Below are 21,815 nucleotides of genomic sequence, written 5' to 3' on the forward strand. Positions count from 1 at the left end.
GCCGGTGGCCTACCGCGGACCGGCGTGGACCGGCGTGGACGCGCGGACGACGTGGCCACCGTCGCGCCGTTACAGTGGTCGACCGTGCCTCGCCTCTCCTCGCTCGCCCTTGCCCGCGCCACCCTCGACCGAGCGACGGAGCGTCGCCGCGACCCCGACTGGGTGGCCGCGCGATGGGCCGACGAGAGGGCTCGGGCCGTCCCCGTCCTCGCGGGGGATGTGCCGGTGGCCGACGACCTCACGTCGCTGGTCTACGTGAGCCCGGCCGCACTCGACGCGCTCGGCGGCGCCGACCCGGCCGGCGACGCAGGTGAGGGAGGTACCGAGGAGCGGTACTTCCTGGGCCTGGACGAGGCCGACGTTCCGTACTTCGCCGTCGCGTTCACCGGCGCGTCCGAGGACCTGGGTCCCGACGTCCTCCTCGACGGCCGGCCCGCGGAGAAGGTCCGCTGGGCGGGCCTGCGTGAGGTCGGCGGCACCCTGCCCGACCGGGACGCGGGCGTGGTCGTCCATGCTGTCGCGCTGGTCAACTGGCACGCGGCACACCAGCACTGCGCGCGGTGTGGCGCACGGACCCGGCCGACCGACGGCGGGCACGTGCGCCGCTGCCCCGCCTGCGAGACCCAGCACTTCCCACGTACGGACCCGGCGATCATCGTCCTGGTCACCGACGCCGAGGACCGCTGCCTGCTCGGCCGGCAGGGAAGCTGGCCGGTGGGGAGGTTCTCCACCCTGGCCGGCTTCGTGGAGCCGGGTGAGCCGCTGGAGCACGCCGTCGCCCGCGAGGTGCACGAGGAGACCGGCATCCACGTTGTCGACGCGGAGTACGCCGGCAGCCAGCCGTGGCCGTTCCCGTCCAGCCTGATGCTCGGCTTCTTCGCCCGGGCGATCTCGACCCGGATCCAGGTGGACGAGGAGGAGATCGTCGAGGCCCGCTGGCTGAGCCGGGCCGACCTGAAGGCCGCTGTGGAGTCGGGCGAGCTCCTCCTGCCCGGCGAGGTGTCGATCGCCCGCCGGCTGATCGAGACGTGGTACGGCTCACCGCTGTCCGGATCGTGGTGACCAGCCCGTCCTCGGCGGAGCGGCCCGTCGAGGACGGATCCCGGGTGACCTCCTCCCGGGAAGAAGCCCGGCGGCCGGACTGTTGAGCAGTACGGCAGAAACGACAGAACCCAGCAGACCCGGTAGACCCGATGTGTCCGGCTCGTACGGAAGGACCCCGATGTCATCGATGTCAGACTCCATCACGATGTACTCCACCCCGTGGTGCGGATACTGCCGCCGGCTCAAGGGGCAGCTGGAACGCGCGGGCATCACCTACACCGAGGTCGACATCGAGCAGCAGCCCGAGGCGGCCGAACTCGTGATGAAGGTCAACGGCGGTAACCAGACCGTGCCGACCGTGGTGTTCCCGGACGGCTCGGCGCTGACCAATCCGTCGCTGGCCCAGGTGCAGGAGCGGCTCACCGCCGCCTGAGCGGCCTCGCGCACCTTTCGTACTCCCTCCTCCCACCCCGCCCCGACACCTGAACCGGGTGTCGGGGCGAGCTGTCGGAGCGAACTGGAATCATGGGCGAAGTGACTGACCTTCTCGCCGGACTGGCCGGCGCCCCGGGATCTCGGCCCGCACCGACCGCCGACGAGGTGCTGGCCGCGCTCGATCCCGAGCAGCGCGAGGCGGCCACGTCGCTTTCCGGACCGCTGTGCATCCTGGCCGGCGCCGGTACCGGCAAGACCCGGGCGATCACCCACCGGATCGCCTACGCGGTGCTCTCCGGCCACTGGCAGCCGCAGACCGTGCTGGCGGTGACGTTCACCACCCGCGCGGCCGGTGAGATGCGGGGGCGGCTGCGCGAGCTCGGGGTTGCCGGGGTGCAGGCCCGCACCTTCCACTCCGCGGCGCTGCGGCAGGCACGCTACTTCTGGCCGCAGGTTTACGGCGGCGAGCTCCCGCCCATCGTCGACAGCAAGTTGCGGTTCGTGGCCGAGGCCGCCTCGCGGTGCCGCGTCCAGGCCGACCTTGCCGGCCGCCGCGACCTGGCCAGCGAGATCGAGTGGGCCAAGGTCAGCAACGTCCGCCCCGACGACTACCCCCGGGTGGCGGCCAAGGCGGGCCGGCAGGTCGCGGGTTACGACGCCGCCACGGTGTCGCACGTGTTCGCCGCCTACGAGGAGGTACGCCGCGACCGCGGCCACCTCGACCTCGAGGACGTCCTGCTGTGCACCGCCGCGCTGCTGGCCGACTCGCCCAAGGTCGCCGCCGCCGTCCGCTCGCAGTACCGCCACTTCGTCGTGGACGAGTACCAGGACGTCAGCCCGGTCCAGCAGACCCTGCTCGACCTGTGGGTCGGCGACCGCTCCGACGTGTGTGTGGTCGGTGACGCGAGCCAGACCATCTACTCCTTCGCCGGTGCCAGCCCGGCCTACCTTCTCGACTTCACCAAGCGGCACCGCGGCGCCACCGTCGTCCGGCTGGAGCGCGACTACCGCTCCACCCCGCAGGTGGTCCGGGTGGCCAACGGCCTGCTCGCCGGGGCTCGCGGGCCGGCCAGCCGACATCGGCTCACTCTGCGCGCCCAGCGTCCCGACGGCCCCGAGCCCACCTTCACCGAGTACGCCGACGAGGTGGAGGAGGCCGAGGACGTCGCCCGGGCGATCCAGCGGCTGGCCCGGCAGGGCACGCCGCTGCGGGAGATCGCCGTCCTGTTCCGGGTCAACGCGCAGTCGGAGGCGTTCGAGCAGGCGCTCGCCGAACGCGGCGTTCGCTACCTCGTCCGCGGCGGGGAGCGGTTCTTCGACCGGCCCGAGGTGCGGGAGGCGATCGTGCTGCTGCGCGGAGCCGTCCGGGCAGCGGAGATGTCCGGTGCCGGGCTGGTCACCGACGTGCACGCGGTCCTCGCCGCCACCGGCTGGACGCAGGAGGCGCCGACCGGATCGGGCGCGGTTCGTGAGCGCTGGGAGTCGCTGACGGCGCTGGCCTCGCTGGCCGGTGACCTCGCCGAGGAGCACCCCGACGCCGACCTCGCGGCGTTCCTCGCCGTGGTCGACGAACGCGTCGCCGCCCAGCACGCCCCCGCGGCCGACGGAGTCACCCTCGCCACCCTGCACGCGGCCAAGGGCCTGGAGTGGGACGCGGTGTTCCTGGCCGGCGTGCACGAGGGCACCGTCCCGATCACCTACGCCGAGACCGAGGAGCAGGTGGAAGAGGAACGCCGGCTCCTGTACGTCGGCGTGACCCGGGCGCGGGAGCACCTGGCCGTGTCCTGGTCGCGGTCCCGCACTCCCGGCGGGCGGGGCCGGCGGGGGCCGTCCCGGTTCCTCGCCTCGGTCCGGCCGAAGGGCTCCGCCGCCGCCGACGCCACCGAGGGGCGCGGCGGGGGTGAGCGGTCCGGCAGGCGTACGACCACCCGATCGGTGGCGCGGTGCCGCACCTGCGGTCAGCCGCTGCACGATGCGGCCGAGCGCAAGGTGGGCCGCTGCGCGGACTGCCCGGCCACCTACGACGAGTCGATGTTCGAGCGGCTGCGCACCTGGCGCACCGAACAGGCCCAGGAGCAGCGCGTCCCGGCATACTGCGTCTTCACCGACGCCACCCTGATCGCGATCGCGGAGGCCTGCCCGTCGGGGGAGTCCGAGCTGGCCGGCATTCCGGGAGTCGGTGCGACCAAACTCAAGCGCTACGCCGACGACGTACTGGCGATCTGTGCAGGCGAGCCCGGCTGATCGTGCCCGTGCGGCCACCCGGCAGCCCCGCGCGACAGCACCGAAAACTCCCTCGTTAATTCCGTTGCCTGGCTCCGACGCCAGGCACTAGTGTCATCATCACTCCCGCCGCCGCCCTGCGGCGCCGCATGTCTAAACCGAGAGGAGGGGGTCCCAGTGATCGTTACGACCGACGTGTCGCGCGAGCTGATGGTCGACACCTCCGTCTCGGTTCACCTGATCGCGAGCCGTTGCGTCTCGCCCATCAAGTTGCCGCGCCAAGGGACCAGTGTGTCCGGCGGCGGTCTCGACGTTCGCGTGCGCGCGCTCAACGTCCGTGACGACGTCGTGACCAAGTCCCTCCCGGCCTTCCTGACGGGCGTTTCCGCCCCGATCGCCAAGGCCCCCGTGTCGGGTGTTCCAGCCTGGAGCCCACCAGATCGATGAGAAATCACGACTGGCGCCTCCAAGGCCGCGGAATCCCGAGCACAGGGATCCGCGGCCTTCTTGTTTCTCCGGACCCAAAGGCGGCAGTCGATGAGCCAGCACCACCGCAGAACCGCACCACCGCACCATCCGCGTCACCGCTACAACCCGCTGCACCCGCAGCACCCGCTCCACCCGCAACACGGCACCACCGGTTGGTCACCGAGCACGCAGTGGCCGGCCACTGGATGTACGGGCCCAGCACGACACCAGACACAAGGAGGTGACTGGAAGTGAGTCTTAGCGTCCTCGACGCCGTAACGGACGTCGTGACAGAGGCAGAGCTTCCCTGCCGCTCATCCGACCCGGAGCTCTTCTTCGCGGAGTCCCCGGCGGACGTCGAGTTCGCGAGAACCATCTGCCATGACTGCCCGATCCGGCGGGAGTGCCTCGAAGGCGCGCTCGCCCGGCGAGAGCCGTGGGGAGTCTGGGGTGGCGAACTCTTCATCGCCGGGGTGGTCGTTCCGCGCAAGAGGCCGCGCGGACGTCCCCGCAAGAACGAAGTCGCCGCATGACCATCACCCGACCGAGTACGTCGGCCCGGCCGCGCCGGACCGTCGCCTCCCTTCGTACAGGGAATCCGATGTCTGACCACCTCCACACCGAGCACGCCCTCACCCCGGCACTTCGGGGAAGGTCCACCAGCACAGCCAGCACAAGGAGCACCACCATGAATCTTCTCCACGAAGATCTCGCCCGAGCGCAGATACAGGAGCGCCTCGACGCCGGCCGGGCGCACCGGCGGGCCGCCGAGGCGCGCCGGGCCCGGCGCCGTAACCGGGAGGAGCGCAAGCTCACCCTGCGGACCTTCCTGGTACGGACGCGTTACGTCTGACCGGGACGATCCGGCGCCATCCGCAACTGACACGGCCGGGATACCCCACCAGGGGTATCCCGGCCGTTCCGGGTTCGCGGCCTGTCGCGACGGGGATGTGTCGGACGGTGACCGGTCGCGGACCGAACCCGCGATAACGAAAAGACTCCGGGCCTGCGTCCGTAGCGTGGCTGTCACATTCGGCGTGGACCATGGGTGCATCGACCGGACGCGGCCGCGGGGGAGCGGCCGCTGGCGAGAGGCGACGGCGATCATGATCGACTGCGACCTGTGTGGAACGACTGCTCCGGGGGAAGTGCCTCCACTCACCTGGGTGGTGTCGCGGGAGCGGGGAAGCGTCCAGCACTACTGCGAGAGCTGCGCGCGCGACAACGTACGCAACATCGAGTGCAGGCTGGAGCGCAGCTACTGGTGACGACCGGCAAACCGGTCGCGGTGCGCCGCCCGGTGGGTCCGGCTCAGGCGGTCGGCGCCGGCGACGCCTGACCGTCGGAGGCGCCGATCACGGGTTCGTCGGTGAACCCGGGCAGCCAGCGTTCGAGCTCGGCCCGAAACGGCGCCTCGGTGCCGAGTTGGGCGAGTACGCCGATGCCGCCGCTCCACACCCGGTGGATGAGGGCGTACGACGGCGGCAGGTTGAGCTTGAACGCCGTCTTCGCACTCGTGCTGCGGACGTCGGTGATCCGCTGGAACTGCGACCGCATCCACTCCCGGTTGAACCGGAACGTCTCGTGCCGGGCCGGCTCGGTGAACGGCTGGAGGTAGGAGTACAGCTCGTCGGCGTCGAGGTCGATGTGCGGCTTCACGAACCCCTCGGCGCGCAGGCCCTCCAGGATGTTGTCGGCGTCGCCGTTCAGGCCGATCCGCAGCAGCCGGCCGATCTGCGGCGGGAAACCGCCGGGAAGCCGGGCGACCAGGCCGAAGTCGAGGACGCCGAGCCGCCCGTCGGGCGTGATGCGGTAGTTGCCGGGATGTGGGTCGGCGTGCAGCAGGCCGGCGCGGGCGGGTCCGGAGAACAGGAACCGTACGAACAGCAGGCCGGCGTGGTCGCGTTCTTCCTGCGTGCCGTGCGCGATCACCTGGCTGAGCGGCGTGCCGTCCAGCCAGTCGGTGACCAGCACGTGCGGGGTGTGCAGCCGGACGTGGGGGATGGCGAAGTCGGGGTCGCCGTCGTAGGCGGTGGCGAACTGCTCCTGTGCCGCCGCCTCGAGGCTGTAGTCGAGCTCCTCGTTGATGCGTGCCTTGAGTTCGGCGACCAGCGGCTTGACCTCGAGCCCGGGCATCCAGGTGGTGAACAGCCGGCTGAGCCGGGCGATCTGATTGAGGTCGGCGCGCAGTGCCTCCGCCGCCCCGGGGTACTGAATCTTGACGGCGACGTCTCGTCCGCCCGGCCACTGGGCACGGTGGACCTGCCCGATCGACGCCGACGCGGCCGGCTCGTCGTCGAAGTTGCGCAACCGCCGTCGCCAGTGCGGCCCGAGCTCGCGCTCGAGAACCTTGTGCACGCGGTCCGCCGACATCGGCGGCGCGGAGTCCTGCAGCTTGGTCAGCGTGGCGCGGTAGGGCCCGGCGAGGTGCTCGGGAAGGGCCGCCTCGAAGATCGACAGCGCCTGGCCGAACTTCATCGCGCCGCCCTTGAGCTCGCCCAGCACCTTGAACAGTTGGTCCGCGGTGCGCCGCTGAGCCTCGGAGAGGACGACCTCGGCGGGCTTGCCGCCCAGCCGCTTGCCCAACCCCAGTGCCGTCCGGCCGGCGATGCCGATGGGAAGACTCGCGAGCCGGGCGGTCCGGGCGACGGAGTGTCGAGGAAGATCGCTCACGGATCCATTGTCCAGGTAGCAGTCAACCTGGGCGTCGGCCGAGGGACGTACGCCGTCCTCCTCCCGCGGGCCATCCCGGGTGTTCCTGCGCAGCGTGACCTCCTCCCCATGCTTCCGTCACGGTGCCGGTCCGGGCTTTCGTACTCCGCGTGATGTGGATGTCACTCGTCGACCTTGGGGGGACCCGCGCGAAGCCGGCGCTCGGACTCGGTGCGCACCTGGTCGATGTCGAAGCCCAGGCTCCAGTCGGCGTCCAGCCACCAGGTCGCGCCCGCGGCCGCCCACGGGCGGACCTGCTCCGCCGCCGCACGGGGATCGTGTGCCGGTGTGCTGCCCTCGACCACCACGTCGTACCCGTCCATGCCGAGTCCGGCCTCGGCCCGATGTGACCGAATCCACTCGACACCGGACCGGAGCAGCTCCGGGGAGAAGCCACCGTCCTGCCGGCCTGGATCGATGGGAGCGTGATGGGGGAGCCAGCCGTCCCAGCGCGCCGCCCGGGCCATCGACTTCGGGCGGGGCCAGGCGCCCACGACCCAGACGGGGATGCGGGGCCGCTGCACCGGCGCCGGTGGTGGCGGCGGGGCCAGGGCGCCGATCACGCGGGAGCGGTAGTGCCGGCCGCGGAAGTCGAACGCCTGCTCGCCCCACAGCTGCGCCAGCATCGCCAGGCCCTCGTCGAGTTGCTCGGCGCGCACCCGCCGGCCGGGGTCTTCCTCGAACAGCCAGAACCGGTCCTCGCCGGCGACGCCGAGGCCGACCGACAGCGTGACCCGCCCGCCGGAGAGGTTGTCCAGGGTGGAGGTCTGCCCGGCCAGCTCCCACGGCCGACGCCGGGGAAGCGGGGTGAGCATCGTGCCCAGGCGAATCCGGCTGGTGCGGGTGGCCGCCGCGGCGAGGACGACCCAGGGATCGATCGCCCAGATGCCCTCCCAGGCGAAGAAGCCGTCCCAGCCGTGGGCCTCGGCGATCTCCGCCAGCTCCGCGGCGGCACGCGCGTCTCCGTAAGGCAGCACGAATCCGTATCTCATGAACAGAACCTAGAGCCGACCACCGACAGGCTGTCCGACGACGGAACCGGGCGGTGGGGGGTGGGTCTGGTCAGGCGGCGACCGGCGCGGGCTCGGGGTCCCAGTTGCAGCCGCATGCCGGGTGGGTCGACCACGAACGCCGGCGGATGGTGCCGTGCGGAACGGTCATCTCCAGGGTCGCGTCCACCGACGGTGGCCGGCCACCGTCGATGAACGCCAGCACGTGCAGGACGGCATGCCCGGCGACCGCGGTCGCGAGCACGACGTCGCACGCGGGCACCCCACTCGGCGCTCCGACGGTCTGGGCCAGGATGTCCGGCCACCGCGGGTCGCGGGCGGTGCGGTGCAGGTCGTGGCAGCGGACGCAGGACGACGTGCCGGGCAGGACGAACGGGCCGAGGATCGCCCGGCCCTCCCGCATCCGGACCACGAGGTGCGGCACCCCGGCGCGGACGAGCGCGTCGGCGAGGTTGCGGTCGGGCTCCTCGTCGGGGGCGAGCACCGCGAGGTCGGGGCGTTCGGTGGTGCCACCGACACCTCCGGCGCCGACCTCGGTCGAGGGCCCGGCAACCTTCGCGGCGCGGGCGGCGCCGACGGCGCGCGGCCGGCCGACGTCACCCGTGCAGAGTCCGGCCGGCGCCAGGTCGGCAGGGCGGGTGACGGTCCGGTCGCTCACGTCGACCCGGCCCAGTCCGCCGGCGGCGAGCAGGGCGGCCACCGACGCACCGATCCGGCCGGCGCCGAACACGCAGACGGCGGCGTCCCGGCGGCGGCGCAGCCACTCGCCGTCGGCGTCGGACGTGCCCAGCCGACGGGCCGCGAGGTCGGGTGTCAGGCGTTCGCGCTCGGCCGGCCCGACCCCTTCCCACACCGCCTCGGCGGACGCGGCGTCCTGCAGGGCGCCCGCCTCGTCGAGCAGCCGGAGCAGCCGGTGCGCACGCGGCAGGCTGACTCCCTCGGCGAGCGCGGCGGTGATCAGATCCTCCTCCGAGCAGGCACCCGACAGGCTCTCAACCAGGTGCCGCAGACCGGCGTCGAGTCCGGTGACCACCAGCGAGTGGGCGGGGTCCAGCCCGATCTGGACGGTCTGTCCGTCCCGCCATACCCGGCGCAGGGCGGGCTTGATCTGTGGGCGCACGGGTGACCTCCCCGGACGAGTCGGCGGCGAGGGAACGAAGCCTGCCACGACCGAGGGCCCGCCGGTGGGCGTCGTCCACAGCCCGAGTTGTCCACAGGCGGTGTTATCGTCGGCGCAGGATGTGGCCGACCGCGATGCGCGCGGGGAGTGGAAGCGAAGTGGACGACAAGCCCGGCGCCGGCACGCCCGACGACTCCGAGGAGTCCCGGCCCGCGCCCACGAGCCTGCTTCGCCGGCTGTTCAGCTGGCACTGGGTCGCCTTCACGCTGGTGGTCGTCCTGGCCGTCGCGGCGTTCCTGTTCCTCGCCTGGTGGCAACTGGGACGGTTCGAGTCGCGGACGGGCGACTGGCAGAACTTCGGCTACGCGCTGCAGTGGCCGTTCTTCGCGGTGTTCGCGATCTACGTGTGGTGGCGGCTGCTGCGGGATAGCCGGCGGGAGTCGGCGGAACACGAAGCCGCCGACGGGCGAGCGGGCCCGGGGCCGGACGATCGCCGGGAAGCCGACCGGCGTACGGGCGACGAACTCGCCGAGTTGCCGCCGCTGCCGCCGAAGCGGCTGGTGCGGCCGGACGGTGCCGTGGCTCGCTCCGCCGCGGGAGGCGACGTGGCCGACCCGGCTGAGGTCGAGGACGGGACGGACGAGGCGGCGCTCACGGCGTACAACCGCTACCTGGCGGCACTGCAGGAACGCTCCACGGCCGCCGGACTGCCTGCCGGACACTCGGACGGGCGGCCACCGGGGTGACCGCCCGCACGAAGCGTCTGGTGATCGTCAGGCCTTGCCCAAGATCCGGTTGAGGTTGGTGCCACACTCGGGACAGGTGGCCTTGGCCATCCTTGTGCCCTTGTCGTTGACCTTGATCTCGCCGGTCGCGTTGCGCTTGGCCTTGCATTTCACACAGTAGAACTCGCCTGTGTAGGTCTCCGCCATGACGGCCCTCCTCGCTGTGCTGGGTCGGGGCAGGGCGGACCAGCCCGGGCCGCCCGATCTCGGGTCACTTTATTGCAGCGCCGCTGACCGATGAGTGCTCGGCACGCGGATGGCTCACGTCCTGCCCATGGTGCGCACTTTTATGCCTGTGCGTGACCGATGGCCCGGGAAGTGGTCGATCGGTGCGACGCCGTGTCGACGTTACCCCCCACCGGGGGCGGCGTCGCGACCGAGTCCGGTGAGCCGGGATCCGGACGTACGAAACCCCCGGAGTTGTCCTGGTCCGTTCGCCTTCCCCTTGCGAACGGGCTCGGCCCTTCCGGGGGCTCGTGTCTGCCGAACCTACGACCCTGGCCGACGGGCGTCAATGTCAGCTTTCATCCCGATGTGGACGGATCTGTGGAGAGGTTGTGTAGGGTGGCCGCACGACGGTGGACAGCCTGGGGACGCGGTTGTGGACAATGTGCGCGATCTCGGCCAAATAACGCTGTGACCTGCGTATTTGGTCATCCACCGATTGTGGAGAAGAAACTCACCCGGCGAACCTGAGCCGCTCCTGTCGGTGCGGCGGGGTACGTTGCAGTCGTGGCCAAGCCGGCACCGAGGCAGCGCACCGAGCCGCGACCGGGCGGGAAGACCGACCCCTCGCGCTGTGAGCCTTGCCACGTGGAGGTACGCCGCAGCCCCCGCCGGCGCCGCACCGTGAGTGCCTACCGCGAGGGCGATCGGGTGGTGGTGCTTCTTCCCGCGCGGATGAGCGTGGACGAGGAACGCCGCTGGGTCGGGGTGATGCTCGACCGGCTGACGGCGATGGAGCAGCGCCGGCGGCCCAGCGACGAGGAGTTGCTCACCCGCGCCCGCACGCTCACTCGCCGTTATCTCGGAGACGCTCCGCTGCCGGTCAGCGTCCGGTGGGTCGGAAACCAGGGCATGCGGTGGGGTTCGTGCACTCCCAGCGACGGCACGGTCCGGCTGTCCACCCGGCTGCGGGGGATGCCCGCCTGGGTGATCGACTACGTGCTCGTCCACGAGCTGGTGCACCTGGTCGAACCCGGCCACACCGCCAGGTTCTGGTCGCTGGTCCGCAACTACCCGCAGGCCGATCGGGCACGCGGCTACCTCGAGGGGGTCGCGGCGGCCGCCCAGCTGCCGCTGGAGGAGTGCGCGGACTGACCCGCGCCGTTCTCCGCCTGCCGGCCACCGTGCTCGCCACCGACCCGCCAGGCGTGATCACCGAGCTTCCGGCCTGATCGTCTGAGCGAGCGCCCGGCGCCGTCCTCCCCGCGCCGGCAGTGACGTACCCCGCGTTTCATCCGCCGTGGGTGTGGTGGGGCGTCCGGGTGCCGACTCAGGGTGGAGCGGGGGACTGGCGAGTCTGACGACCTCGCGCGGGGAGGTGCTCATGCTGTGGCTGCTGACCGGCGCCGTGCTGGTGTGGATCTACCTCAGCATCCGGATCCTCGCGCGCAGACGCCGCATCATCAACGCGTCCGGGGTGTTCCGGTGCAAAGTGCGCAGTACCTCGTGGGGCGTGGAGGCCCTGGGCTACCGCTGGCCGCGGCGAACGTCGTACGCCGTGTGGGCTCACGACGTGCTGGTGGTCTACCGCCGGTTCTCCTTGAACGAGGTGCTTGTGCTCGAATGCCGGTTCGCCGAGGACCTCGAGGTGGCCCCGTCGACGCTGCGCCGGCTGGGGCCGTGCCCGCTGCTGCTGCGGATCCGGCTGGACGACGGCGCGATGGTGGAGGTCGCGGCTCCGCGCCGGGCCTGCTCCGAACTCGTCGGGCCCTACATCGCCGCCCAGCTGCACCCGTCCGAGCGCGGTTGATCCTGCGCGGGTTGATCCTGCGCGGCTGATCTTGCGCGGTTGATCTCCCGACCGACCCCCGGGTCCGCGTCCTCGGACGGTGGTCGTCCGGGGTTCATCCCGGGCGGGTGAGGTGAACTCCCTCCGGGTTGCCGAGACTCCCCTCAGGAGCTGGTGGACAGACGTCGGTGCGGGGGCGGGCTGATGATCCTGGATGACGTGTTCGGGCTGGCCCGTAAGGTCGCACCGCGGGGGACCAAAGGTGAACGCCCGACCGGCCGTTCGAGGACCGAGCGGTTTCCAGGCCAGGTCACCCCACCACTCATCCACCCCGGGGTTGCCCAGCCCGTCGAGCCGGCTCGCACGCGGCCGCTGACCGGCCGGGCGGCGATCCCGCAGGACGTGCTCTGCCTGCAGCCGACGGAAGCGCTGCTGTGCCCGTCGGCGTCGGTCCTGGTCACCGCGGTGCTGCGACGGATCGGGGCCTGCCGGCCGCTTCCGTACGTGGTCGTGCTCACTCTCGACCAGGCACCGGACATCGACGACGACGGGTGTGAGGCACTGGTCGAGCTGTGCTATTCGCTGCGGGCGAGCGGGATGCGGTTGTACCTCGCGACCGGCTCGACCACGGTGCTGGACCGGCTGCGGGCGACCGGAGCGGTGCCCCGGATGCTCGCCGGCACGGTCCACCTGCGACTGCGAACCGCGCTGCTGGCGGCGTTCGAGGATCTGCCCGGACCGGCCGTGACCACCCGCGACGTGCTCGCGGAGCTGGAGGACCGGCTCACGCCGCTGCCGATCTGACCGGGCAGGACCAGGCAGCCGGACCGAGATCGAGGCCGGCACGGATCCAGCGCAGCGGATCAGAGGATCAGGAGAGCAGCCGGATCAGCCGTCGGCCAGGCGGGACGAGACCGGCCAGTCGTCGGGGAAGTCCTCGGCGACGATCTCCGCCTCCCCGAACAGCCGCCGGCGTACCCGCCGGGACAGCCGGTCGGCGAAGACCGTTCCGTCCAGGTGGTCGGTCTCGTGCTGCAGGCAGCGGGCCAGCATGCCGGTTCCGCTGAACTCGACCGGGTTGCCGTACTCGTCCGCACCCCGGACGGTCGCCTCGTCGGGCCGGGCACACGGTGCGTATGCGCCGGGGAGGGACAGGCAGCCTTCCTCCTCCTCCACCAGGCGGCGGGCGGCGCCGGTCGGCACGGCGAGGACTGGATTGCACACCACGCCCTGGTGGATGACACCCTCGTCGTCGGCGCAGCGGAAGACGAACACCCGAAGATCCACGCCGATCTGGTTGGCGGCGAGGCCCACGCCGTCCGCGGCGTCCATCGTCGCGGTCATGTCGGCCACGAGCCCCTGCAGATCGGGGTCGAACGCCTTGACCGGCCGGCAGGGGCGGTGCATGACGGGGTCGCCCCACCGCGTCATCGGGCGGACGGTTCCTCCCTCGGGCAACGTGCCCACGGTGTCTCCTCAAGCAGGGTCGAGCCGCACTTGGGCGGCACCGGTCGTTCGTCCGGCTCCTCGGTCGCCGGTCCGGGGGCCGGCGGGGTGCCGGTTCGGGCCTCCGGCGATCACCGTATGCCACGGCGCGGGCTGGATCCCCGGCGGCTCACTCAGGGGAGGGCCGACGACACGTACCGGCGCCGGGCGGCGCCGGGCGGCACCGACCCGCAGCGAACGGGGACACGTCGGTATGGTCCTCGCATGGCGGACCCGAACAAGCCACCGGCAGACGTGAACCAGCCACCGGCGAACGCGCCCCGATCCCAGGCCCAGCCGGGCAGCTCCGAGGAGGACCCGGCTGCCAGCACGGTGATGTTCCAGAAGTACGTCGACGAGCGCGGCGCTACGCCGTCCGGCAGTCGTACGCGGATGATCACGATGGTCGCCGGCGCGGCCGTTCTCGTGGTCCTTGTGGTGGTCGCCGTCCTCGCACTGTCCTGAGCCGAGCCCGGACCGGGCCTGACGAGCCTGTGCGCGCGGGAAGTGGGCAACGCCTCAGGCGAGCGCCGACACCGCCCGACGCGCGGCCGCCACGCTGTCCGCCACCCCCGACGCGATGTCGCGGGGGAGTTCGTGCACCCCGAACCACCGCACGTCCGCCGACTCCGCGCTGACCACCGGCGTCGCGTCGTGCGGAGCGACGCCGAGGTACTGCACGTCGAGGTGCGTCTCCGCCAGGCAGGGAGCGCCGTGCCTGGACAACCGGAGTGGCAGCTCGCTCACCCGCAGATCGGCGACCCCGGTCTCCTCCACCGCCTCCCGGGTGGCTGTCGCGGCCAGTGAGACGTCACCCTCCTCACAGTGCCCGCCCGGCTGCACCCACCGATGGATCCGCCCGTGCAGGACGAGCAGGACGTGCTCGGCCGTCGGGTCGACGACGACCATGCCGGCGGTGAGGTGCGCGGGCCGGCACGCGCGCCACATCCCGTCGGGCCTGGCGGCGAGATGGTCTAGATAGGTCTGCCGAAGCGTCGCCTGCTCCGGTGTCGGCGGCTGCCACGTCGACAGGACGCGCACCGCGTCTGCGTGCAGGGAGTTCGCCTGGTCGGTGTGCGGCGCGCTCACCGGGCGGTGCCGTCGTCGCCGCGACCCTCGTCGCCGTGACCTTCCTCGCCACCGGGCCGGTCGTCGTCCGGGCCCTGGCCGGGCTCGTCGAAGCCCAGGTCACCGATGTCCATCCGGTCCGGTGAGGCGGCCCGCTCGGCGAAGCCCTTCGCGTCGTCCAGGTCGTCGCCCGTGGGGAGCATGTCGGGGTGGGCCCACAGGGCCTCCCGGCCGCTGATCCCGCGGGCCTCCCGCAACGACGCCCAGACCGTGGCCGCGTCGCGCATCCGCCGCGGCCGGATCTCCAGCCCCACCAGGGTCACGAACGTCTGCTCGGCGGGTCCGCCCTCGGCGCGGCGGCGGCGGATCGCCTCGTGCAACAGCGGAGCGGACGGCATCCGCGGCGTGGCCGCGGAGGTGACCACGTCGTCGACCCAGCCCTCGACCAGGGCGAGCGCGGTCTCCAGCCGGGCCAGCGCGGCCTTCTGCCGGGGCGTCTCCTCCGGCTCGAGCAGCCCGCCGGCGAGCGCGTCGTTGAGCGCCTCGGGGTTGGACATGTCGATGGTGCCGACGGCCTCCTCGAGCTTGGAGGTGTCGACGTGCATCCCGCGGGCGTAATCCTCGACCGCGGAGAACAGGTGCGCGGACAGCCACGGCGCGTGGTGGAAGAGCCGCTGGTGTGAGCACTCGCGCAACGCGAGATAGAGGCGTACGTCGTCCGCGGGCAGGTCCAGCCCGCTGCCGAACGCCGCGATGTTGGCGGGCACGAGCACCGGCTGACCGGCCGGCCCGAGCGGCAGCCCGATGTCGGTCGCGCCGACCACCTCGGTGGCGAGCTGGCCGAGGCCCTGACCGACCTGGGCGCCGAACATCATCCCGCCGACCTGGGTCAGAACGCCGGTGAGCTGGGCGCCCATGCCGGCCGCCTGCTCCGGCAGCGCCTGACCCATGGCGCCGACCACGTGCGCGGCCAGCGGCTCGACCAGCTTCTTCCACGCGGGCAGCGTGCCGTCCAGCCACTCGGCGCGGTTCCATGCCAGCGCCTGCCCGGCCGAGGCGGCCGGCAGGCTGGTGGCCTCGTCGAGCCAGTGCTCGGCGAGGCGTACGGTCTGGTCGACCTGGGCACGCTCCTGTGCGGTGAGGGACGCGTCACCGGTCTGGCGGATCGTCTGCTTGGCCGTCTCGACGGCGAGTTGCCAGTTGATAGGGCCGCCCTGCCACGAGAACATGTTCTGCAGCTGACCGAAGATCGCGCCGAGGTCGAACCCCGGGAACGGGTTGTCCGGACCGCCGGGTGGACGCTTCTCGGGCTCCTCGCCCTCGCGACCCGGGCCGGGCTCGTCGTTGCTCACGGTTGGACCTCCGGCAGGATGATGGACAGCTGCGTGTGGTGAGGATCGGATCCGGGCTGTGCCGCCCGACGCGTCCCAACCGCACGAAGCGAGCAGTTCATGTCGTCCAACCTAGCCCGGGAGTCTCCCACTGAACGACGAACCCACCCCCGTTGGTGCCCGGCGACCCCGGCGCACCACGCGTCGAACCCCGCGGGCCCGTCGAGGCGGTGGTCTGGTCGTCGCGGTGACCGGTGCTGCCTCCGGGCTGGGCCGGGCCCTGGTCGAGCGGCTGGCCGGCCTGGGCGAGATCAACCGCGTCGTCGGCCTGGACGAGCGACGCGGCGACGTCGAGGGCGTGGAGTGGCGGGTGCTGGACGTCCGGGACCCCGCCGTTGCGCAGCGGATCGCCGGGTGTGACGTGGTGGTGCACCTCGACGTCGACCTTTCGCCCGATTCAGAGCCGCGGCAGCGGAGTGCCCGCAATGTCCGCGGTGCGCAGACCGTGCTGACCGCGGCAGCGGCGTCCGGCGTACCCCGGATCGTGCTGTGTACGAGCGCGATGGTGTACGGCGCGCTCGCCGACAACCCCGTGCCGCTGGCCGACGACGCACCGCTGCGCGCCCGGCCCGAGGGCGTGGTGGCCGACCTGCTGGAGATCGAGTGGCTGGCCCGGCGGGCGCCGCGGGCACACCCGGGGCTGTCGGTGACCGTGGTGCGGCCGGCGATGGTGGTGGGCGGAGCCGTCGACACCTTCCTCACCCGGCACTTCGAGGCGGCGCGGCTGCTGGTGATCCGGGGCAGCCGGCCGAGCTGGCAGTTCTGCCACGTCGACGACCTGCTGAGCGCGCTGGAGTGGGCGACGCTCGGCCGGGTCGAGGGTTCGGTGACGGTCGGCAGCGAGGGCTACCTCGAGCAGGACGAGGTGGAGAAGCTCGTCGGCCTGCCCCGGCTCGAACTCCCCGAGAGTCTCGCGCTGGGCGCGGCCGAACGCCTGCACCGGCTCGGGCTCACCCCCGCACCGGCCAGCGACCTCGCCTACGTCAGCCACCCCTGGGTAGTCTCCTCGGACAAGTTGCTGGCCGCCGGCTGGCGTCCCGTCCACGACAACACCACCGCGTGCGAGGCGCTCGCGACCGACGTGGCCGGACGGCACACCGCGCTCGGCCGGCGGATCGGCCGGCGGGAGACCGCCACGCTGGGCGCGGCCGGTGCGACGGTGGCGCTGCTGGGTACGGCAGCGGTCGTCCGCCGGGCCAGGCGCCGCAAGACCAGAGGGGGATCGTGACCGACTCGACCGAGCACACCGCGGCCACCGCGACGGCACCGGACCAGATCCGGTTGCTCGACCTGCGCGAGACCCCGCTGTCCGCCGACGAGGTGCTCACGGCGATCGCCGATCCGCGCGCGGGTGGCTTCTGCCTGTTCGTGGGGGCGGTCCGCGACCACGACGAGGGCCGCTCGGTGACCGAACTCGGGTACGAAGCGCACCCGCTCGCGCTGCGTGAGCTGCGCGCCGTCGCCGAGGAGGTCGTCGCGGCGCATCCGGTGTGCGGCCTCGCGGCGGTGCACCGCACCGGTGACCTGGCCGTCGGCGAGGCCGCGGTCGTCGTGGGAGTGTCCGCACCCCACCGGGACGCGGCGTTCGCCGCAGCCCGGATGTTGATCGACGACCTGAAGGCGCGGGTGCCGTTGTGGAAGCACCAGCGGTTCACCGACGGCGACGCGGAGTGGGTAGGCGCACAGGACTGACCCAAGGGTCCGGAGCGCGTCTCGAGCACGCCTGTCGAGGTGGCGGGGGCGTCGTCACCTAACCTTGCCCCCATGTCCCGCCGTACCGCGACGATGGCGCTGACCGCCGTCCTGCTCGTCGCCCTGGTCGCTCTCGCGTGGTTGGTACCGGTTCCGTACGTCGCGATGAGCCCCGGGCCGACTGAAAACACCCTGGGCAAGGTACGAGGCAAACCGGTCATCACCATCGAGGGACACCGGACCTACCCCACGAAGGGGCAGCTGGACCTCACCACGGTGGCGGTCACCAGCCCGGACCAGAAGCTCGACCTCGCCGGCATGGTGGCCGGGTGGCTCGACCCGCGGGTGGCCGTCATTCCCCGCGACTACGTCTACCCGCCCAACCAGACGGCGGAGCAGGTGCAGCAGCAGAACGCCGAGCAGATGGAGACCTCCCAGCAGGCGGCGGTCGCCGCCGCGCTGCGCCAGACCGGCGACAAGGTGACCTCGGTGGTGCAGGTCAAGGCCGTGGTGGAGAAGTCGCCGGCGGTGGGCCGGCTGAAGGCCGCCGACGTGATCCTCGCCGTCGACGGCACCAAGGTCACCAGCGCCCAGCAGGTCGTGGCGCTCGTCGGCCGGCACCAGCCGGGGGACAAGCTGCTGTTCTCCGTACGCCGGGGCGGCAAGCCGCGTGAGGTCACCATCACCACCACGAAGTCGCCGACCGACGCCAAGCGCGCGTTCGTGGGGATCCAGCCGTTCGACGGCTTCCAGTTCCCGTTCGCCGTGCGGATCAACCTCGGCCAGGACATCGGCGGGCCGAGCGCGGGCACGATGTTCGCGCTCGCGATCGTCGACAAGCTCACCACCGGCCAGCTGACCGGAGGCCGGCACGTCGCCGGCACCGGCACCATCGACGCCGACGGCAAGGTCGGCCCGATCGGCGGGATCCAGCAGAAGATCGCCGGTGCGAAGGAGGGTGGCGCCACGACGTTCCTCGTCCCGGCGGCGAACTGCCCGGCCGCGGCCGGGGCGTCCACCAAGGACATCCGGCTCGTCCGGATCGCATCACTGCGTGATGCCGTCTCGGCGTTGAAGACCCTGAACAAGAACCCCAAGGCCACCGTGCCGAGCTGCGGCAGAGGCTGACCCGGTCTCGCACGACGATCGACCTGGCGCGACGATTGACCGGGCAGGTGGGAACTCCGCGGCCTTGCCCGAAGTTGCCTCACTGACGGCGGGACGTCCCGTGCGTCCGCTTCGGTGTACCCACTCACCCGACCTCGCCGAAGATCCCCGACCGACGACCCAGGCCGAAGAGACACCCCGCACCGAGGAACGAGGACCACGTGAGCAGCTTCTCCGCCCCGCGCGATCCGTCCAGGCGAGGCTTCCCCAGGGGCAACGTCCGCACCCGGGCACTGGTTCCCACGATCGTGGTGCTGGTCGTACTCATGGCGGTCTTCGGGATCTTCACCAACTTCTGGACCGAGCGGCTGTGGTTCCGCGCGGTCGACTACTCCGGGGTCTTCACCACGACGCTGGTCACCAAGATCGGGATGTTCGCCGTCTTCGGTGTCCTCCTGGGCGCTGTGGTCTTCGCCAACCTCGCCCTGGCGTACCGCCTGCGGCCCCGCTACCGCGCGATGTCGACCGAGCAGCAGACCCTGGACCGCTACCGCGCCGTGGTCGACCCGCACCGCAAGCTGATCGCGGGAGTCGCGGTGCTGCTGCTGGCGCTGATCGCGGGGTCGAGTGCGGCCGGCCGCTGGGAGACGTTCCTGCAGTGGCGTAACGCCACGAGCTTCGGCACCAAGGACCCGCAGTTCGGGCTGGACGTGTCGTTCTTCGTGTTCGGCTATCCGTGGTACCGCTTCCTGATCGGGTTCGGCTTCTCCGTCATCGTGCTGTCGCTGATCGCCGCCCTGGTCGCGCACTATCTCTACGGCGGCATCCGGCTGCAGACGCAGGGGCAGAAGGCGTCCGCCGCCGCCCAGGCGCACGTGTCGGTGCTGCTCGGGCTGTTCGTTCTCCTCAAGGCGGTCGCCTACTGGTTCGACCGCTACGGCCTGGTCACCGCAGGGCACCGGATGTCCAACCAGGCGTTCACCGGCCTCACCTACACCGACGCGCACGCCGTCCTTCCTGCCAAGACGGTGTTGACGGTGATCGCGGTGATCTGCGCGCTGTTGTTCTTCGCCAACGTCGTCCGACGCACCTGGCTGCTGCCCGGGCTCGGGGTCGGCCTGCTGGTGCTGTCCACGGTGCTGCTCGGCTGGGCGTGGCCGGCGATCATCCAGCAGGTGACCGTACGCCCGAACGAGCCGGTCAAGGAGAGCAAGTTCATCCAGCGCAACATCGACGCCACCAGGCAGGCGTACGGCGTGAACGGCGCGGAGGTGACCGAGTACACCGCGAAGACGTCCACCACCGCAGGTCAGCTGGCCGACGACGCCGAGACCCTGCCGGGCGTACGCCTGATCGACCCCGCGATCGTGGGGGAGACGTTCGAGCAACTGCAGCAGGTGCGCGGCTTCTACACCTTCAACAAGCCGCTGGACGTCGACCGCTACAAGATCAATGGCGAGTCGCGCGACGCGGTGGTGGCGGTGCGCGAGCTGAGCCTCGCCGGCGTCCCGGCCGACCAGCGCAACTGGAACAACGACCACACCGTCTACACCCACGGCTACGGACTGGTGGGCGCGTACGGCAACCAGCGCACCGCTGAGGGCAGTCCACAGTGGCTGCAGGGCGGTATCCCCACCCAGGGTGAGCTCGGGAAGTTCGAGCCGCGGATCTACTTCGGCGAGGAGTCGCCGCCGTACTCCATCGTGGGTGCGCCCAAGGGCGCCAAGCCGGTGGAGCTGGACATCCCCGGCGGCAGCGGTGACGCCAAGACCACCAACACCTACCAGGGCAAGGGCGGGGTGCCGATCGGGTCGTTCGGCAGCCGGCTGCTCTACGCCGCGAAGTTCCAGGACTTCAACATCCTGCTCAACCAGTCCCGGATCAACTCCGACTCGAAGGTGCTGTACGACCGTGACCCGCGCGACCGGGTGCAGAAGGTCGCACCGTGGCTGAGCCTCGACTCCGACCCCTACCCCGCGGTCGTCGACGGCCGGATCAAGTGGATCGTCGACGGCTACACGATGTCGGCCGACTACCCGCTGTCCCAGCGGGTGCTGCTGGACGACGCGACCTCGACGTCGCTGTCGCGGCAGCCGGCGATCGCGGGTCAGCCGAGCGAACGCCTCAACTACGTACGCAACTCGGTGAAGGCGACGGTCGACGCCTACGACGGCACCGTCTCGCTGTACCAGTGGGACGACAAGGACCCGGTGCTGCGCACCTGGATGAAGGCGTTCCCCAACACCGTGCAGCCGAAGTCGAAGATGCCCGACGCGCTGCTGGACCACGTGCGCTATCCCGAGGACCTGATGAAGATCCAGCGGGAGATCCTCGCGCAGTACCACGTCACCGACGCCGGGTCCTTCTACCAGGGCACCGAGCGGTGGCGGGTGCCGTCCGACCCGACTCGGCAGAGCGCGAAGCAGCCGGCGTACTACCTGTCGGTGCGGATGCCGGGGGAGAAGAGCCCGGCGTTCTCCCTCACCTCGACCTACATCTACTTCAACCGCGAGAACCTCGCGGCGTTCGTGGCCGTCGACGCCGACGCGAGGTCGAAGAACTACGGCAAGATCCGGGTACTGCAACTCGCCGACAAGACCCAGATCGACGGGCCGAGCCAGATCGCCAACAAGCTCGACTCCGACACGCGGGTTGCGGCCGCTCTGCTGCCGCTTCGACAGGGCGAGAGCCAGGCGATCAAGGGCAACCTGCTCACGTTGCCGGTCGGTGGCGGACTGCTCTACGTGCAGCCGGTGTACGTCCAGCGTGGCCCGAGCGACGCGTCGTACCCGCTGCTCCGGCTCGTGCTGGCGTCCTTCGGCGGGCAGACCGGGGTGGGCACGACGCTGCAGGAAGCGCTGAACATGGTGTTCCAGGGCGACGCGGGTGCCGACACCGGGGAGAACGCCGGCGGCCAGCCGAACCAGCCCGAACAACCCGGCAAGCAGCCGAACCAGCCCAACCAGCCGAGCCAGCCCTCGGAGACGGTGGCCGCGGCGCTGGCCGAGGCGAGCAAGGCCTTCGACCAGGCTCAGGCCTCGTTGCAGAAGGGCGACCTCAAGGGGTACGCGGACGCGGTAGCGCGGGCGCAGGAGGCGGTCGGCCGGGCGGCGAAGGCCCAGGCCGCGGAACGCGACCAGGCGGGCAAGGCGACCCCGAAACCGACCCCCAAGGCGACGCCGACCCGCACGCCCACGCCGGCGCCCCGGCCCGGATAGGCGGCGCACAGACCTCCGCCGTAGGCCGGGACGACGACCCGGGCAAACCCGGGCGAATGCTCCCGTCCTGCGGCGGAGGGGGCCGATTTGCACTCGGCCACCG

Annotated in this window: 23 protein-coding genes; 16 read left to right on the forward strand and 7 right to left on the reverse strand. The window is 71.7% G+C overall.

Annotation, left to right across the window (positions count from 1 at the left end; genetic code table 11):
• Positions 1-84 precede the first annotated feature (84 nt).
• From nudC to F4554_RS07825, 7 genes are all read left to right on the forward strand, one after another.
• On the forward strand, positions 85-1,062 hold the full coding sequence (gene nudC / locus F4554_RS07795) for an NAD(+) diphosphatase (RefSeq protein WP_337795924.1): 978 nt from the start codon (positions 85-87) through the stop codon (positions 1,060-1,062).
• A 169-nt stretch (positions 1,063-1,231) separates the two neighbouring features.
• Positions 1,232-1,477 carry a mycoredoxin gene (locus F4554_RS07800; RefSeq protein WP_179786766.1) on the forward strand — a complete coding sequence of 82 codons (246 nt, stop codon included), beginning with the start codon at positions 1,232-1,234 and terminating at the stop codon, positions 1,475-1,477.
• A gap of 92 nt (positions 1,478-1,569) precedes the next feature.
• Positions 1,570-3,723 (forward strand): ATP-dependent DNA helicase UvrD2, encoded by a 2,154-nt coding sequence (locus F4554_RS07805; RefSeq protein ID WP_179786767.1) that lies wholly within the window; start codon positions 1,570-1,572, stop codon positions 3,721-3,723.
• A 156-nt stretch (positions 3,724-3,879) separates the two neighbouring features.
• Positions 3,880-4,149, forward strand: a complete 270-nt coding sequence (locus F4554_RS07810) for a hypothetical protein (protein WP_179786768.1) — start codon at positions 3,880-3,882, stop codon at positions 4,147-4,149.
• A 272-nt stretch (positions 4,150-4,421) separates the two neighbouring features.
• Positions 4,422-4,703, forward strand: coding sequence for a WhiB family transcriptional regulator (locus tag F4554_RS07815; protein WP_179786769.1), 282 nt, complete (start codon positions 4,422-4,424; stop codon positions 4,701-4,703).
• 155 nt (positions 4,704-4,858) lie between these two features.
• The gene (locus F4554_RS07820; protein WP_179786770.1) at positions 4,859-5,023 is read left to right on the forward strand and encodes a hypothetical protein; all 165 of its coding nucleotides are present in this window, start codon (positions 4,859-4,861) and stop codon (positions 5,021-5,023) included.
• Between the two features lie 253 nt (positions 5,024-5,276).
• Positions 5,277-5,438: a hypothetical protein gene (locus tag F4554_RS07825; protein WP_179786771.1), complete on the forward strand. Its 162-nt coding sequence runs from the start codon at positions 5,277-5,279 to the stop codon at positions 5,436-5,438.
• Between the two features lie 43 nt (positions 5,439-5,481).
• Here F4554_RS07825 and F4554_RS07830 read toward each other — a convergent pair whose 3' ends face one another.
• The 3 genes from F4554_RS07830 to F4554_RS07840 all read right to left on the reverse strand — a co-directional run bounded on the left by F4554_RS07830 (position 5,482) and on the right by F4554_RS07840 (position 9,012).
• Positions 5,482-6,843: an AarF/UbiB family protein gene (locus F4554_RS07830; protein WP_179786772.1), complete on the reverse strand. Its 1,362-nt coding sequence runs from the start codon at positions 6,841-6,843 to the stop codon at positions 5,482-5,484.
• A gap of 161 nt (positions 6,844-7,004) precedes the next feature.
• The gene (locus F4554_RS07835) at positions 7,005-7,874 is read right to left on the reverse strand and encodes an LLM class flavin-dependent oxidoreductase (RefSeq protein WP_179786773.1); all 870 of its coding nucleotides are present in this window, start codon (positions 7,872-7,874) and stop codon (positions 7,005-7,007) included.
• Between the two features lie 70 nt (positions 7,875-7,944).
• The gene (locus F4554_RS07840; protein WP_179786774.1) at positions 7,945-9,012 is read right to left on the reverse strand and encodes a ThiF family adenylyltransferase; all 1,068 of its coding nucleotides are present in this window, start codon (positions 9,010-9,012) and stop codon (positions 7,945-7,947) included.
• A gap of 158 nt (positions 9,013-9,170) precedes the next feature.
• On the opposite strand from F4554_RS07840, the gene F4554_RS07845 reads away from it, so the two are divergent.
• Positions 9,171-9,758 (forward strand): hypothetical protein, encoded by a 588-nt coding sequence (locus tag F4554_RS07845; protein WP_202889198.1) that lies wholly within the window; start codon positions 9,171-9,173, stop codon positions 9,756-9,758.
• A 27-nt stretch (positions 9,759-9,785) separates the two neighbouring features.
• Here F4554_RS07845 and F4554_RS07850 read toward each other — a convergent pair whose 3' ends face one another.
• The gene (locus F4554_RS07850) at positions 9,786-9,944 is read right to left on the reverse strand and encodes a DUF5679 domain-containing protein (protein WP_020575848.1); all 159 of its coding nucleotides are present in this window, start codon (positions 9,942-9,944) and stop codon (positions 9,786-9,788) included.
• Between the two features lie 585 nt (positions 9,945-10,529).
• Here F4554_RS07850 and F4554_RS07855 point away from each other — a divergent pair.
• From F4554_RS07855 to F4554_RS07865, 3 genes are all read left to right on the forward strand, one after another.
• Positions 10,530-11,117: a YgjP-like metallopeptidase domain-containing protein gene (locus tag F4554_RS07855; protein ID WP_179786775.1), complete on the forward strand. Its 588-nt coding sequence runs from the start codon at positions 10,530-10,532 to the stop codon at positions 11,115-11,117.
• Positions 11,118-11,346: 229 nt separating this feature from the next.
• Entirely contained in the window at positions 11,347-11,772 is a 426-nt protein-coding gene (locus F4554_RS07860; protein ID WP_179786776.1) for a hypothetical protein, read from the forward strand.
• A gap of 183 nt (positions 11,773-11,955) precedes the next feature.
• On the forward strand, positions 11,956-12,555 hold the full coding sequence (locus F4554_RS07865; protein ID WP_179786777.1) for an STAS domain-containing protein: 600 nt from the start codon (positions 11,956-11,958) through the stop codon (positions 12,553-12,555).
• Between the two features lie 84 nt (positions 12,556-12,639).
• On the opposite strand, the gene def is transcribed toward F4554_RS07865, so the two are convergent.
• Positions 12,640-13,218, reverse strand: coding sequence for a peptide deformylase (def, locus tag F4554_RS07870; protein WP_337795925.1), 579 nt, complete (start codon positions 13,216-13,218; stop codon positions 12,640-12,642).
• A gap of 243 nt (positions 13,219-13,461) precedes the next feature.
• Here def and F4554_RS07875 point away from each other — a divergent pair, with 243 nt between their 5' ends.
• Positions 13,462-13,701, forward strand: a complete 240-nt coding sequence (locus F4554_RS07875; RefSeq protein WP_202889199.1) for a hypothetical protein — start codon at positions 13,462-13,464, stop codon at positions 13,699-13,701.
• Between the two features lie 54 nt (positions 13,702-13,755).
• Here F4554_RS07875 and F4554_RS07880 read toward each other — a convergent pair whose 3' ends face one another.
• Together F4554_RS07880 and F4554_RS07885 are read right to left on the reverse strand one after the other, a co-directional pair.
• Positions 13,756-14,325 carry an NUDIX domain-containing protein gene (locus tag F4554_RS07880; RefSeq protein WP_179786778.1) on the reverse strand — a complete coding sequence of 190 codons (570 nt, stop codon included), beginning with the start codon at positions 14,323-14,325 and terminating at the stop codon, positions 13,756-13,758.
• Entirely contained in the window at positions 14,322-15,656 is a 1,335-nt protein-coding gene (locus tag F4554_RS07885; protein ID WP_179786779.1) for a zinc-dependent metalloprotease, read from the reverse strand. The genes F4554_RS07880 and F4554_RS07885 overlap by 4 nt, the downstream gene beginning before the upstream one ends.
• 226 nt (positions 15,657-15,882) lie before the next feature.
• Between F4554_RS07885 and F4554_RS07890 the strand changes: the two genes are divergently transcribed.
• From F4554_RS07890 to F4554_RS07905, 4 genes are all read left to right on the forward strand, one after another.
• Positions 15,883-16,923, forward strand: a complete 1,041-nt coding sequence (locus tag F4554_RS07890; protein WP_337795926.1) for an NAD-dependent epimerase/dehydratase family protein — start codon at positions 15,883-15,885, stop codon at positions 16,921-16,923.
• Positions 16,920-17,387, forward strand: a complete 468-nt coding sequence (locus F4554_RS07895) for a molybdenum cofactor biosynthesis protein MoaE (RefSeq protein ID WP_179786780.1) — start codon at positions 16,920-16,922, stop codon at positions 17,385-17,387. The genes F4554_RS07890 and F4554_RS07895 overlap by 4 nt, the downstream gene beginning before the upstream one ends.
• A 72-nt stretch (positions 17,388-17,459) precedes the next feature.
• On the forward strand, positions 17,460-18,515 hold the full coding sequence (locus F4554_RS07900; RefSeq protein WP_179786781.1) for a YlbL family protein: 1,056 nt from the start codon (positions 17,460-17,462) through the stop codon (positions 18,513-18,515).
• 200 nt (positions 18,516-18,715) lie between these two features.
• Positions 18,716-21,712 carry a UPF0182 family protein gene (locus tag F4554_RS07905; protein ID WP_179786782.1) on the forward strand — a complete coding sequence of 999 codons (2,997 nt, stop codon included), beginning with the start codon at positions 18,716-18,718 and terminating at the stop codon, positions 21,710-21,712.
• The last annotated feature ends 103 nt before the right edge of the window (positions 21,713-21,815 follow it).

This window comes from Actinopolymorpha rutila, assembly GCF_013407855.1.
Taxonomy (GTDB): domain Bacteria; phylum Actinomycetota; class Actinomycetes; order Propionibacteriales; family Actinopolymorphaceae; genus Actinopolymorpha; species Actinopolymorpha rutila.

Coding starts and splice junctions, on each gene's coding strand:
- F4554_RS07875 (WP_202889199.1), top strand. CDS start 13,462: ATGGCGGACCCGAACAAGCCACCGGCAGACGTGAACCAGCCACCGGCG.
- F4554_RS07850 (WP_020575848.1), bottom strand. CDS start 9,944: ATGGCGGAGACCTACACAGGCGAGTTCTACTGTGTGAAATGCAAGGCC.
- F4554_RS07805 (WP_179786767.1), top strand. CDS start 1,570: ATGGGCGAAGTGACTGACCTTCTCGCCGGACTGGCCGGCGCCCCGGGA.
- F4554_RS07825 (WP_179786771.1), top strand. CDS start 5,277: ATGATCGACTGCGACCTGTGTGGAACGACTGCTCCGGGGGAAGTGCCT.
- F4554_RS07900 (WP_179786781.1), top strand. CDS start 17,460: ATGTCCCGCCGTACCGCGACGATGGCGCTGACCGCCGTCCTGCTCGTC.
- F4554_RS07860 (WP_179786776.1), top strand. CDS start 11,347: ATGCTGTGGCTGCTGACCGGCGCCGTGCTGGTGTGGATCTACCTCAGC.
- F4554_RS07835 (WP_179786773.1), bottom strand. CDS start 7,874: ATGAGATACGGATTCGTGCTGCCTTACGGAGACGCGCGTGCCGCCGCG.
- F4554_RS07865 (WP_179786777.1), top strand. CDS start 11,956: ATGATCCTGGATGACGTGTTCGGGCTGGCCCGTAAGGTCGCACCGCGG.
- F4554_RS07800 (WP_179786766.1), top strand. CDS start 1,232: ATGTCAGACTCCATCACGATGTACTCCACCCCGTGGTGCGGATACTGC.
- F4554_RS07820 (WP_179786770.1), top strand. CDS start 4,859: ATGAATCTTCTCCACGAAGATCTCGCCCGAGCGCAGATACAGGAGCGC.